Annotated in this window: 7 protein-coding genes; 2 read left to right on the top strand and 5 right to left on the bottom strand. The window is 54.0% G+C overall.

Translation table 11 applies throughout. The annotated features are described in order from the left end of the window. Positions 1 to 20: 20 nt before the first annotated feature. The gene (locus FRY97_RS17775) at positions 21 to 1,202 is read right to left on the bottom strand and encodes an AIR synthase-related protein (protein ID WP_147168915.1); all 1,182 of its coding nucleotides are present in this window, start codon (positions 1,200 to 1,202) and stop codon (positions 21 to 23) included. Between the two features lie 551 nt (positions 1,203 to 1,753). Between FRY97_RS17775 and FRY97_RS17770 the strand changes: the two genes are divergently transcribed. Continuing rightward, the gene (locus FRY97_RS17770; protein WP_147168914.1) at positions 1,754 to 3,112 is read left to right on the top strand and encodes a peptidoglycan DD-metalloendopeptidase family protein; all 1,359 of its coding nucleotides are present in this window, start codon (positions 1,754 to 1,756) and stop codon (positions 3,110 to 3,112) included. 86 nt (positions 3,113 to 3,198) lie between these two features. Here the strand turns inward: FRY97_RS17770 and FRY97_RS17765 are convergent, their stop codons facing one another. Next, positions 3,199 to 3,915 (bottom strand): hypothetical protein, encoded by a 717-nt coding sequence (locus FRY97_RS17765; RefSeq protein ID WP_147168913.1) that lies wholly within the window; start codon positions 3,913 to 3,915, stop codon positions 3,199 to 3,201. A 553-nt stretch (positions 3,916 to 4,468) separates the two neighbouring features. Beyond that, positions 4,469 to 7,534, bottom strand: coding sequence for a cohesin domain-containing protein (locus FRY97_RS17760; RefSeq protein WP_147168912.1), 3,066 nt, complete (start codon positions 7,532 to 7,534; stop codon positions 4,469 to 4,471). A gap of 203 nt (positions 7,535 to 7,737) precedes the next feature. On the opposite strand from FRY97_RS17760, the gene FRY97_RS17755 reads away from it, so the two are divergent. Then, positions 7,738 to 9,192, top strand: coding sequence for a hypothetical protein (locus tag FRY97_RS17755; RefSeq protein WP_147168911.1), 1,455 nt, complete (start codon positions 7,738 to 7,740; stop codon positions 9,190 to 9,192). Between the two features lie 99 nt (positions 9,193 to 9,291). On the opposite strand, the gene FRY97_RS17750 is transcribed toward FRY97_RS17755, so the two are convergent. Both FRY97_RS17750 and FRY97_RS17745 read right to left on the bottom strand, forming a co-directional pair. Continuing rightward, a complete protein-coding gene (locus tag FRY97_RS17750; protein WP_147168910.1) occupies positions 9,292 to 12,273 on the bottom strand; it encodes a M12 family metallo-peptidase in 2,982 nt (993 codons plus the stop codon). A 475-nt stretch (positions 12,274 to 12,748) separates the two neighbouring features. Next, positions 12,749 to 14,137 (bottom strand): T9SS type A sorting domain-containing protein (locus tag FRY97_RS17745; protein WP_147168909.1); only part of this gene is annotated, 1,389 nt, incomplete at its 5' end.

Below are 14,137 nucleotides of genomic sequence, written 5' to 3'. Positions count from 1 at the left end.
CGCATGTGCGGCTATTCTGCTCAGGCAATATAGGTAAATATCCCTTCCTCGGTACGGACTTCTACGGAAGCTTGTTCGGCAGCTTCCACATGCCCGATCACCTGAGCATCGATACCAAAGTTACGGGAAATTTGCACAACTTCCTGTGCATGCTCTTCCGGCAGGTAAACTTCAAGGCGTTGCCCCATATTGAACACCTGGCACATCTCTTTCATGGGCGTACCCGACTCGGCCTGTATCAATTGGAACAAGGGCGGAGGTGGAAGTAGGTTGTCTTTTACCACTTTGACCCCTTCGATGAACTTCACCACCTTAGACAGCCCCCCTCCGGTATTGTGGATCATGCCGTGGATTTGTGGCTTTAGGGATTTCAACAAATTGGCGATGACGGGCAAATAAGTGCGGGTAGGCGACAGCACCAGTTTGCCAGCCGTGGCGGTCTGCCCATTGCCGATGTCTACTTCATCTGTCAGGCGTTTGCCACCTACGTAAACAACCTCTTCTGGCAGGGCAGGGTTATAGCTCTCCGGATATTTTGCGGCATACTCATGGCTGAATACATCGTGCCGGGCGGAAGTCAGGCCGTTACTGCCCATGCCCCCGTTATAAGCACTTTCGTATATGGCCTGCCCATAAGAAGCCAAGCCCACCACGACATCGCCGGGCTGTATGTTATTGACGATCAAATCAGCCCTCTTCATACGGGCAAAAGCAGTGTACCCTACGTCTATCGTACGGACAATATCGCCTACATCAGCAGTCTCTCCACCGGCCAGGTGGATGTTTACGCCATGTTTCTTCATCTCATCTGCAAAAGCCACTGCAAAATTGATGATGGTGCTGATCACCTCGCCAGGGATGAGGTTTTTATTGCGGCCTACGGTAGAGGAAAGCAGGATATTATCGGTACAGCCCACGCAAGCCATATCGTCGAGGTTCATGACGATTGCATCCTGTGCGATGCCCTCCCAGACGGAGAGGTCCCCAGTCTCTTTCCAGTAAAGATAAGCCAGGCTGCCTTTAGTGCCTGCGGTATCTGCATGCATCAGGTTACAGAACGCTTCATCCCCTCCGGCAAAGTCAGGCAGGATTTTACAGAACGCCAGCGGGTACAGCCCCTTATCAAGGTGCTTGATCGCAGCGTGTACTTCGTCCTTGGTGGCAGATACCCCCCTTAGCCCATATTTTGATTGGTCAGCCATGCTGAAAGTAATTTCCTGCAAAGGTAGCGAAATCCAAAAGACTGCCAAGCCCTGAAAGGAAGGTGGCACGCCCTTGGAGGTACTTCGAAAAAATCAGCTGCGGACATTGCCCTAGGCGTTTGGGGCCAGGCAAAACGAACACGCAGGCCGCTAAGCAAGACTTTGGCAGGCGGGAGGACAACGAAGAGCAGGACAAAATTTGGCAAGAGCAGCCCGCTGTGTGAAATCGAAAACAGCTCTGAAATGGGAGACCGTACGAAAAGCGCCATAAATAGTTCCCCATTTTGTAGTTTTAACAGTTAAATTTAGGTGTAATACGCCCTCAGTTCTATATTTGTGTTTTAGGGGCTTCTGAAAAAGGCTATTCCGCCCAACGCGCTACAAGCCCCAAGGCAACACACCTACAAAACTCCCAAAAACTTCCGGAGCCAAAAGCTTTGTGCACGGGCAATGAGCCCTCCCACATCTTGGGCGCGGTACTTGTCAAAAGCAGCGAAAAGCTCATCTCCCGGAACAACAGACACACGATTAAATCATCAAATCAAACGACTGTGGATTTACCCGAATCGATCCTTGCGCTTTGGCGCAAACACCGCAAACCGGTTACCTACACCGCTGTTGGTTTGGCTGCCCTGCTCGCTGGGACAGCTATTTTTTATGCCTCTACCAAGCTCAAAGGCCCCAACAGCCTGAGCGCTTCCTTGGCAACAGCTGAAGCCCCCGCTAATTTCGGTGCGCTCCCACTCGTAGTCCCTACCCTGAAGTATGGCTTCGCCTTGGATACCTTTCAGGTGCACGAGGCGGATATCCAATCCGGAGAATTCCTGGCAGACATCCTGCTCAGGCAGGGCATGGACTACCCCGCTATCGAAAAAGTCGTGGCTGCTTCCAAAGATGTCTTTGACGTGCGGCATTTCCGCGTTGGCAAGCCCTACACTATACTGACCGAGCCGCTTACCGGGCAGCCGGAATATATGATATACGAGCCCAATGTGTACGAGTATATCGTTTTCGCCCTGCAAGGCGATTTCAAGGTAGAACGCAAGGAGCGCCTCATCACCAAAGCACAAGGCACCCTGGCCGGGCAAATGGAAAGCTCCCTGTGGAATGCCATTGTCGGGCAAGGGGAAAGCTATGAGCTCGCAGCCAAAATGGAAGACGCCCTACAATGGTCAGTAGACTTCCACCACCTCCAAAAGGGCGATGAGTTCCGCCTTGTTTTCGACCGTGAATTCATTGACGGAGAGGAAGTTGGGATAGGCGACGTGCAGGCGGCTTACTACAAGACCGGCCAAAACGAGTACCATGCTATTTACTACAAAAGCGAAGATGGCAAGCACGAAGGGTACTATGATCTTGAGGGGCACCCCATGAAGCGGGGCTTCCTGAAGTCTCCTGTCAAATACTCCCGTATCTCTTCTTACTACAACCTCAACCGCTTCCACCCTATCTTAAAGCGCCGCCGCCCTCACTATGGCACAGATTATGCAGCGCCCTATGGCACGCCGATTTACGCAGTGGGCGATGGGGTGGTTACGCGTGCGTCTTTCACCAAAGGCAATGGCAATTTTGTGAAAATCAAGCACGACGATACCTATCAGACGCAGTACTTGCACATGCAAAAGTTCGCTAAAGGCATCAGCACCGGTGTGCATGTTAAACAGGGCCAGGTCATTGGCTATGTCGGCTCTACGGGCCTTGCAACGGGCCCCCACGTTTGTTTCCGCTTCTGGAAAAACGGCAACCAGGTCAACCACCTCAACATCAAGTTCCCTCCTGCTAAGCCGTTGCCGGAGTCGGAGCTCAGCAATTTCACAGCTGTACGCGATAACTACCTCTCTATGCTCAATGCCGCAAGCGTGGCGCCTGCTGAAGAGGCTGTAGCGGCAGACCAAAAAGACAACCCTTAATTTGGGCCATTGCCCAGAAGCAAAAACCCCGCTGGATTGGCTCCAGCGGGGTTTTTCATTTTGGGCAAGGCGTGCTCGCGCCGCCTTTATTCGCACATTGTGCTATATTTAAAGACATGTTTGGGGAAATTTTTCCAGTTGGGCTTACTGCCTACTTCTTTGACCAATGCTTTGCAATCACCGAACAGGGTAAGAAAATGCTCGTCGTAATCTTTCTTTTTGACCAGGAAAGCCTTAGCGTCCCCCTTCTTCACATAGTAAGACTTCTCTATCCCCCCCGTTATGGTCACGCCGCCGACGCCCACACTTCGGGTCTCAGCTGCAAATGGATCGTGATAGACTCTCACCCCTGACTCAAATCCAGGGTTGACCAATTGCAGCAGGAGCCTGCGGTCCCCCCGCCGTTCATAATCAACCGTTGCATACTCAAAGTAGGCATAATCATCTTTGAGCCGCTCAGCATCCAAGTCGCTTTTTGACTGAGCCTGTTCCAAGTTCGATATGCCCTCCATAGCAGCACCAAATTTCCCTAAAGCACTAGCTGGCACGTACATATGGCTGATTTCTTCAGCCATTATCGTGCGCTTGCCCCCGTCCAGCTCTAGCTGCAATTCGGCAATCAGGCCTCTGTTTTGTTTCCACTTCTTCAAGGTGCCTTCTACTTCTGTTCCATCACTAAGGGTTACATAGGTGCTCTTTTTTCTGGAAAACCCTTCGAAAGGCACCAGAAATTGTTGTGCGTTCAGCGCGGTGCCCCCTGTCAGCAATGCAACTGCAAGGGCCAATGATTTTGTTACGTTCATCTGTAATTAATAAGGTTTGGTGAAATGATGCCTGCCTAATTCGGCAGGTTATGGTGTTTTAGCTAATAAAGTTAAGCAAAAAATGGCAGCAAGCCTGTAAGCCACAGCGCTGCGCTGTGGCTTAGCGCCCACTTCGTCACTACTCCAAAGATTCAAGGCGCTATCCCAGCCCGCTCTGCCAGTTGCCTGCTGTACATTCAGTGAAGTGGCCTATTCTCACCGCCCGCCAACCAGATTATCGTTTTTTTTTTTGGATGGGGCCTGCCCCTGCCGTGAGGGCAGGTGCCGCTATGCTGCGGGGCTCGCTGTCCGCTCGGCCCTGTCGGGCTTGCCACCCCTTCGCAGCGCTAGGCCAATGCCAGGCTATAAAGCCCGAAAATATCAACGCCTGCGGCATTTTGGTTTACGACCATCTGGCCTTTACCAGGATAGGGCTACTGAGCCGTGGATGCCAAGGCAAACAGCACACTTTTGCCACATGAAAGAGCGGGAAGCCTACACTCAGGCCTCCCGCTCAGGATAAAAATTGGGTAGTGCTATGGGATTATACGCACTATTGGACCACGATCAGCTCCCGGTACACTTTGCCAGCTGAGCACGCCTCCAGCCAATACGTGCCGGATGGCACTTGGCTGATATCAAGCTCTTCCCCTTTGCCCTCTAAAACCAACTGCCCGGCGGCAGACCAAAGCCTTGCCTCGTCTACAGGCAAGCCTTTCACGCTGACCTGAAGGCGCTCACGGGCAGGATTGGGGTATACCTCCAGCAGCGCATCCGGGCCAGGCGCCAGGGTTGTGATGGCTTCCAGGACCAAAGCTACAGTGGACTGTGGCACAACGGGCTGCTCCTCTTCCAAAGCGTTGATGACCCTGATGTTTTCAATGGCGAACGGTAGCTCATAAGCCTCTGCTCTTGCGAAAATGACATCCTGAATGGTAATGTGCAGCTGCCCTATCGTACCAGCACCGGTCCGGTTCAGCCCATCGGTCCGGGTAAGGGCTACATCTACCCGGCTGCCCCCTGCCTGATCTTTGGAAACGCCCAGCAGGTCGGTACCTTCCTGCCCAAGCCACGATTCCATGAAGCGAGCTGCCCCGCTGCCCGGCACTACAACCGAGGTGTCATATACGATGCTAAAGGCCAGGCCATAAATCTCCTGTGCAGGCTGCACCTCTTCACCGAAAATGATATTGAAGACCGCTTCGTCGCCTAAGACTACAGTATCCGGCTCGATAAAGATGGAGGCCCCATCGAGGCGGTTTTCTGCCTCACCGGGGGCAAAGTTCACTTCTTCCCCCCAGTTTTGGACTAGGGCGAGCGTATCTGCAGCATCGATCAGCCCATCGCCATTCGTATCCAGATGCTTGAAATTGACGCCGGTGCCAGGCGTGCTGCCTTCCCATGCCGGTGCATATTGTGCTGCCCAGTTGATGCTCGCATTTTCCCGGCCCGGCCCGGCTGAGCCATAGCCCAGCCCGATATTGAGCAGGTCATAATGGCTCACCAGCCCATCGGTATCCGTATCTCCAGGCCATACCTCAGGCTGCAGCATATCCACTCCGCCATGCTGCACCTGAACAGGAAGGACTTCATTTTCATTAGACACCTCAATCAATGCCGGCTGATTGCTAAAGGAGACCGGAGCAAACCCTTCTGGCCCCAAAGCCGTGAAGCACAGGCTAAACAAGGGCGTACCATCAGGCAGGGACAGTGAACTGAGGGCAGGGTCGAACCAGGTTACCGCCATATTGCCTTCATCCGTATGCTGCAAATTGAAGTTCGCACTAGGGTTCAAGGCGGGCAGATTGCCGGACAGCAACAAGGTGTCAAAAGCAATCAACGTGGGGTCCCAGTCTGTGGAGAACTGCACCCCTGCTACGTCTGTAAAGTTGGATACGGTCACATCCAGACAGGCACTTTCTCCTACATTGGCCGCCTTGGCGCCCCACTGCAGCCCAACGGATTCAGCCCCCCCACTGATCAAGCAAACGCCGTCCGATAAGCTCGTTTGCAGTACTCCTCCTGTCAGCTCCAAAACCGTTGGCTGTATTTCGGGGTCAAATTCTACAGCGGTACTGCTGCCGGGCGCGCCAACCGCATCAAAACAGATTTCAAATAGTATGGTAGCAGGGCCGCTGAAGAACTCGCCTTCTGGCACATCCGTAGCCCAGTCTATGCTCAGCAGCCCCTGCCCAGCGTGCTCCAGCCCCAGCCCAAAATCTAACAGGCTTGGCAGGCTCCCTTCATTCACCCCTGTAAAGCTGAGCACTTCCGGATCCCAGCCGATGCCCGTGGAGAAGGAGCTGAGCGCTTGTACCCCGCTCATCAATACCGGCAGGCAAACTTCAGCCCCGGGGGCTACAATAGCCTCCCCAATGCTCAGCTGCCCTTCAGGCACAGCAGAATCACATTCGGCGAAAGCCGGCAAAGGCTCATAGCTGCACCCAGAAGCATCGGTAATGGTCAGCCCATAAGTAAAGCCAGAGGGCACATCCTCCAGGGTGCTTACCCAATCGTTCACCTCTGTATACCCATTAGACCACTCAAAAGTATAGGGCGGAAGGCCGCCACCGTCCCACACCGCACAAGTGATGCTCACCACTGCCGGCTGATCCTCAAATTGTGTGCAAGCATAGGAATAAGCGGTCAACAGCTCGCCCCCAGCGGGGATGACGTACACCGCTGTATAATCGCAATTCGTTTCCAGGTCTGTCACCCATACGATGTATACTCCGGGGGACAAGCCAGATATCACGCTGCCAGACTGCCCGTTGCTCCATGCAATGTCATAGCTGCCCGAACCGCCTTCCACAAATACCTCAATGCTGCCGTCTGCGCCTCCACAGGTAGTCGGAGGTGATAAATCATAGCCAGATACAAACACGCCGTCTGCTGCGCCCAAGCTAAAATCCGCTTGCAATTCCCGCCCGGCAACATCTGTCACATTCAATTTGTAAAGGCCGGGGGCTGCCCCACCAAGAAAATCTGAAGTGGATATGCCCTGACCGCCCTGATGCCAGTTGTAGGCCACTACCTGATCTGAATTGGACAGCTGAGGGAAGATAGCCCCTCCATCTGTACAATCGCCCAATGTGAAGCAAGCCCCGCTGAAAGCCGGCATATCTGCTTCCGCACTCACCCCTCCGCTCATCAGGGCGTAAGTGGGCAATACGTTCCCAGGTAAGGCCGTGAACTCGTAGGGGGCAATCGTCTGGGCAAAGTGGATGCTTGCATACCCTCCGGGGGAAAGGACCTCGAAGCACAGCTCAAAGAGAATGGAAGAATCTGGAAGGGAAAGCCCGCCCGGTGTAGAGATATCAAACCAAGATAGGGCGGTCTGCCCTGCCGAATTAAAAGCAGGGTCAAGGTTGAAATTATTCGTTGAAAGCTGAGGCAGAACAAGGTTGGCCACGCCGGTGAGCTGAAGCTTGGAAGCATCCCAGCCTAAGCTGAATTGCATCGAGACCAAGCCTTCCACCCCGTCTGCACGCACCGGCACACAAACTTCCTCGCCCGGGCTGCCTGCTACCTGATCAACGAACAAGCTGAAACATTCCTGCCCCTTGAGCCAAGGGCCTGCTGCCATGGATAAAAAGAACAATAGGATAAGTCGTTTCATAGAGATTTTAGTTTTGGGGAGCTGGGCTCCAATATGTTCCTGGAATTATGAAATGCGCAGCCTTTTCTCAACTGCATTACAAAGGTAGGCCCATTACTGCCGCCCAAAAAGTACACTTTATCTAAAATATAGCTAATTTTAATCCCTCAATACAACATAAACCTCTTATTTGCAATTATTTAAATAAATCCAATATAGCTAAAATGGAAAAAGCAAAGCTCTCTGATCTGCTCAAAGCTTTATCCACCCGCGAACGGACTCGCTTCCGCGAAATGGCATTGTCCCCATTTTTCAATAAAAACCCTAAAATCACTGCCCTGCTCGACTTCCTGCTTTCTTTTGCCCCTGATTTCAGCAGCCCAAAGCTGGCCAAAGAGCTCGCTTACCAGGCCGTCTACGGGCCGGGCAGCACCTTTAATGAGCTGCGCATCAACAACCTGATCTCCGATACCCTACAATTGGGCTATCAACTGCTTGCCCAGCTAGAGCTCAGCAATCGGCCGGCCCTTGAGCGGGAGCTCTTGCTCAACCCGCTCCTCGACCGGAGGGCAAGCCGCCACCTTAGACAAAATGCCCGGCGCATGAAACAGCTCACCCGGCAGCTGCCCTCCCGCTCTGTACAATACCTTCATCAGACCGTACAGGAAGCTTACCTTTTGGACCGTGCTGAACTGTTGCGGGCACCCCGCCGCTATAACCCCTACCTACAAGCCCACAGCGATCAGCTCGACCTTTACTTCAGCTGCCAGAAATTGCGTGCGGCTTGTGACATGGCGAGCCGCAACCGGGCCATCAACGCCGGGTACTCCTGCCAGTACATCGATACGGTCCTCAGTTGGCACCAACAGCCGGGCAGCCCACTGCGGCAATGGCCGGCCATCACGGTATATGCGGAGGCGTATGCCATGCTGACTACTGATAAAGAAGCCCATTACAGACAGCTCAAGGTCCTGCTCCAAGGGCACCGCGGCCTCTTCCCTCAGGAGGAGCTGCAAGATCTGTACGACTATCTTCAGAACTTTTGCGTCAAGCAGATCAACTCCGGCCACACGGCCTACTACCGGGAAATCTTGGACAACTATAAGGAGATGCTCGCCCAAGGGCTGCTCCACCGGCAGGGTATGCTCACTCAGTGGACCTATATCAATATCGCCACGGCCGGCATCCGCCTGCAGGAATTTAAATGGACCGAATGGTTCTTGCGCACCTACCGGGAAGAGCTCGACCCGGAAAACCGGGAGAATGTATTCACCTACAACCTCGCCGCACTGCAATTTGAGCAATCGGCCTATCACAAAACCCTGCAAACCTTGCAGGATGTAGATTTCTCTGATGCATTCTACCACATGTCCGCAAAGATCATTCAGCTCAAAAGCTATTATGAGCTCGGCGAAGAAGAGGCACTCCTTGCCCTATTGGAAGCCTCAAGGAAATACATCCAACGCAACCGGCAGCTCTCTGCCTATCAGAAAAAATCAAACCACCACTTTCTTAAAGCTATCGGATGGCTACAAAAAGCCAAGTCCCGGGGGCGCCAATTTGGATCGGCGGCTCCTGAGCTTCCCTTACGTTCAGATATTCAAGCCCTTGAGCCCGTGAACAATAAAGGCTGGCTGCTGGACAAGGCCAAGCAGCTCGAAGGCCAACAGCCGTTGTAAATAGGAAAAGCCCAGCTGAGTTTATGCTCAGCCGGGCCTTTCCTATAAGCTATGCGGCTCAGTGCTATTGAAACACAAGCCATAGCCCATTCTGCCTTGTTAACGCTCCAGTGTTACCCTCAAGTAGCAGTCCGCAGCATCGGCTTGCCCAATCTGCAGCAGGTACAAGCCTACAGGAAGCCCGCTCACATCCCATACCGACTGTGCCTGCCCAGGCTCCAACCTTTTTGTGCCTACTCCCCTCCCCAGCTGATCCCGCAGTACTACGGTAGCCTCAGCCTCTAGCGGGCTGCCCAGCTCAAGGGTGAACTGCCCGCGGGCAGGGTTGGGGTATACCTTGGCCTGACTGGGCAGAACACTGCTGCCGCTCAGGCTCTCGAGGAACATGCCCGGGGCATCCAAGGGCTCTCCCTCCTTCAGCCCAAGATGGTTTGCCGGCACGACAGCCCCCTTTAAAGCCGGGCCCGCCCCAGCTAGGCTTACATTGGTAAAAGTGGCGGTGCCATCTTGCCCTGGACGGATAGAAAAGACTGCCAGCCCTATATCTGCACAGGCTGGCAGATTGATAAATACTTGCGTCAACAACTGGAATTGCACCCCATTGAAACTGCGGTACAACCGCACCAGGTTGCCCTGCCGTTCCAGGCGCATCCATCCAGCGGTGCTGCCCATATAAAGGGCCGCCTGCTTCGGCCCGTTGGGCACTGCCCTCGATTCGCGCCTGTAAATGCTGCTGCCTGCTGTATACAAACCAACGTAGCGGCTGCCGGCCGCCGTGCTTTCCCGGATGACCAGGCCGGCGTAGCCATTGGCCACATCGGATACCTGTGCCGTGATGGACACATCGCCACATACCGTTTGAAGGATGCTGCCCAAGTTGTCCTGTGGCCCATTGATAGGGTTGAGACCGCCCGTTTCAAGAGAAAATTCACCTGTTCCGGTACAGGGGCTATAGGCACCAAGCGTGCCCGGGGCATTACCAATTGTGGCTTCGTACCAGGGCACCGGCAGAGCGGCTCCCTCTTCTACCAAAATCTCTGCAGTGCAACTGTTGCTGTTGCCACGCTCATCTTCAACGGTTACGCCGACCATAATGCTCAGCCCCAGATCATCACAGTCGAAAGTATATGGATCAAAACCAACGGATGTGATGCCACAGTTATCACTGCTGCCAGCCATATCATAGACATCTTCCAGCTGAAGCTCATAAAGCCCTTCCGGATTGAGCAAGACGGTGCCAGAAAAGCAGGCCGCTACGGGATCAGTATTATCTTCGACCGTCACGGTAGCCTCACAGCTCGCCATATTGCCGTTGTTGTCTGTAACCGTGAGGGAAACGGTATTGGGGCCCAAGTCTGAGCAGGTAAAAGCTGTTTCGCTCAGGGAAAGGGACTGAATGCCACAAGCATCGGCCGAGCCGTTGTTAATGCTGCTTACCGCGACGCTGCCCGTTCCGCTGCCGTCCAGCTCCACGGTTGCATTTTGACACCATGCAGAAGGGGACACGTTATCTTCAACGGCCACCATTGCCGTGCAAGTACTCGTGTTCCCGTTATCGTCTTCTACGGTAAGCATTACGGGGTTCTCCCCCACATCGGCGCAAGTAAAGCTGGAGACATTGAGCGACAAAGACTGCACACTGCCGCAAGCATCGTAAGAACCGTCGTCGATAGCGGCTGCCGTAGTGACAGCATCCCCAATGCTATTCAGCTGCACGGTCACGTCTTGACAAATAGCGACCGGGGGCACATTGCTCCCATCATCGAGGCAACTGGCATTATCGATATAATTGCGCATCACATTCCCCGGCTGAGTGCCCATGCCATTCGTCATGACGAACTCCCCATGGCCAAAGCTGTCAAAATAGCTCATGATGGTTGGGGTTACATCGAGTATCGCCGGATCGCTAAAACAAGCCCCACCTTCTGCATCGTCAACTTCTGCACCACCGGGGCTTGCATTGCCATAGTCATCAATCTGGGTATTGTCGCCATTCCAAACACAAGCATGGGTATGCCTCGAGTCCAGGTTGTGCCCAATCTCGTGGGTCAGCACTTTCACAAACCTGGAATAAGAAGTCCAAGGCAAGATGGGGGCATCGCCACCTGCTCTTGTCAGTGCATAAGAGTCTTCCGTGCATAACCCATCAAAATAGGCTATGCCTCCTCCGCCTGTGCCCGGAAAGCCCGATATCAGCTGTGCGAGGTCGCCAGGCCAGCCTGCGCCGTCACCGTTATAATAATCCCGGAATTGGTCCCGCTGCACCTCAGCATCTGCACCTTCGTCAAAGGTATCTTCTGAGTCCCATACAAAAATCCCGGACATGACCATATTGATGCTTTCAGCGTCATAGATGGTGATAGTCTGCGCAAAAACAGAAATGAGCTTGTTCGTAGTCTCTGCCAAATCGGAGCCATTAACTTCGTAAAAGGAAAAATCAGAGACCAAGTACACCTGAATGACCTTGCAGCCGTTTCGGGATGCCCCGGCTCCAAACAGCTGATCCTCGCTGTAGACCGGCAAGCCACGGCCGCTGCGCTCCGTATGGCACTGGAAACGGAACAGCTGCGACTTGATGCGCTCCTCCAAATCGGCCGTTTTGTAGACAATGTAACGGCCTGGCCGGTCTTCTACCTCTGCCAGTTCATAATCGTGCCTGCCGTCGCTCATCAGCGCAGCGACACCACTTTCGTAAATGCTGAAAGAAACCAAAGAGGCCACATGGCCTTTTATTCGGCCCTTGTAATGAATGCCGAAGTCGAGGCCATGCGCTCGTCCGCCCCGGCTGCTTTCTACTTTGAAATCCGCTGAAAAAATCTGGATTCGCTCCAGTTCCAGCGCTAGGCTTTTCCCGCTCCTCAACGGGATGTCTACGCTCAGCCTGCCAGGGGCTTCCGCACGAAGCGCCTTTAGCATGTTAGGATCGATGGAAAGCAGCGTGCCTTCCACCACTTCCTGGTACGTTTTTTCAGCGGCTGCTATGCCCGCCTCGTCAAATAGCGGGTAAGCAGTGTTAGGGCTCTGCCCCAATAAAATGGTCGATAAGAGGCAAGCCAATACGAATAGGTTCAGCTGTTTCATGGTAATAGTTTTTGAGACTGTGATAGGATTTTTAGGAATACCAGCATAGCGCGCTGCACGCTAAGCCTACAATCCAATAAATTTACATTTTTTTTACATTACAAAAAACAATGCAACCCGCACAAACCACTGATAATAAACTATTTAACCCGCCATCCACTACAGCTTCCTGCTTGGCCTTACAGCCCGCGGCCAGTTTGTCGTTTTGGGGCCTGCCCCTGCCGGATGGCAGGTGCCGCTATGCTGCGGGGCTCGCTATCCGCTCGGCCCTGACGGGCTTGCCACCCCTGCGCAGCGCTAGGCCAATTCCCCTGCAGGACCTTGCAGGCGGCCACCTGTACTCCTGAATAGCACGTTGCCCACCGGCCAACAACGGTTTATCCGCTCAATCGATAATCCCCCAACAAGAGCTAAGCCCCGGTCAGGTGTGTACCTGCCGGGGCTCAGATTAGATGGACAGCAAATGGAGAGGCTGCTATTCAACCAATATCCTCAATGAAGCAGCTGCCCCCTCTTGCCCATACCATTGCAGCAGGTAGACGCCGGAGGGCAGTGCGCTCACATCCCATACCGACTGTGCCTGCCCAGGCTCCAACCTTTTTGTGCCTACTGCCCGCCCCAGCTGATCCCGCAGTACAACGGTAGCTTCAGCCTCTAGCGGGCTGCCCAGCTCAAGGGTGAACTGCCCGCGGGCAGGGTTGGGGTATACCTTGGCCTGACTGGGCAGAACACTGCTGCCGCTCAGGCTCTCGAGGAACATGCCCGGGGCATCCAAGGGCTCTCCCTCCTTCAGCCCAAGATGGTTTGCCGGCACGACAGCCCCCTTTAAAGCCGGGCCCGCCCCAGCTAGGCTTACATTGGTAAAAGTGGCGGTGCCATCTTGCCCTGGACGGATAGAAAAGACTGCCAGCCCTATATCTGCACAGGCTGGCAGATTGATAAATACTTGCGTCAACAACTGGAATTGCACCCCATTGAAACTGCGGTACAACCGCACCAGGTTGCCCTGCCGTTCCAGGCGCATCCATCCAGCGGTGCTGCCCATATAAAGGGCCGCCTGCTTCGGCCCGTTGGGCATTGCCCTCGATTCGCGCCTGTAAATGCTGCTGCCTGCTGTATACAAGCCAACGTAGCGGCTGCCGGCCGCCGTGCTTTCCCGGATGACCAGGCCGGCGTAGCCATTGGCCACATCGGATACCTGTGCCGTGATGGACACATCGCCACATACCGTTTGAAGGATGCTGCCCAAGTTGTCCTGTGGCCCATTGATAGGGTTGAGACCGCCGGCTTCCAAAGAGAACGCTCCCCCTCCTGTGCATGGGCTATAGCCAGCTGAAGTACCGGGGCTGTCCCCTACTTTGGCCTCGTACCATGGCGCTGCCAGGCTACTGCCTTCTTCCACCAGGATATTTGCCGTGCAGCTACTGCTGTTGCCAAGCTCATCCTCAATCGTTACCCCAGACACAAAAACCTGGCCCAAGTCATCACAATCGAAGGTGACGGGGTCAAATACTATTGATGCTATACCGCAATTGTCACTGCTGCCAGCAGCATCGTATACATCTTCTTCCTGCAATATATATGCTCCGTTTGGCCCAAGTTCAACTGTAGTATTGAGGCATAAGGCCGTTGGCGCTACGTTGTCCTCTACCGTGACCGTCGCAGTGCACATGCTGACGTTGCTGTTCTCATCTGTCACCGTCAGCGTCACTGTGTTCATGCCCACCTCAGCGCAGCCAAAAGCGGCCACATCCAACATCAGGCTCGCTATGCCGCAGGCGTCTGTAGAGCCGTTGTCGATATCCGATGCCGTGACGCTGCCCATGCCGTTCGCGTCCAGCTGTACTACCGCGTTCTGGCATAT

It is taken from the genome of Phaeodactylibacter luteus (genome assembly GCF_007993045.1).
GTDB classification, from domain to species: domain Bacteria; phylum Bacteroidota; class Bacteroidia; order Chitinophagales; family Saprospiraceae; genus Phaeodactylibacter; species Phaeodactylibacter luteus.
Note: the sequence above shows the minus strand (reverse complement) of the source record. Positions and strands in the feature narration are given on the sequence as shown.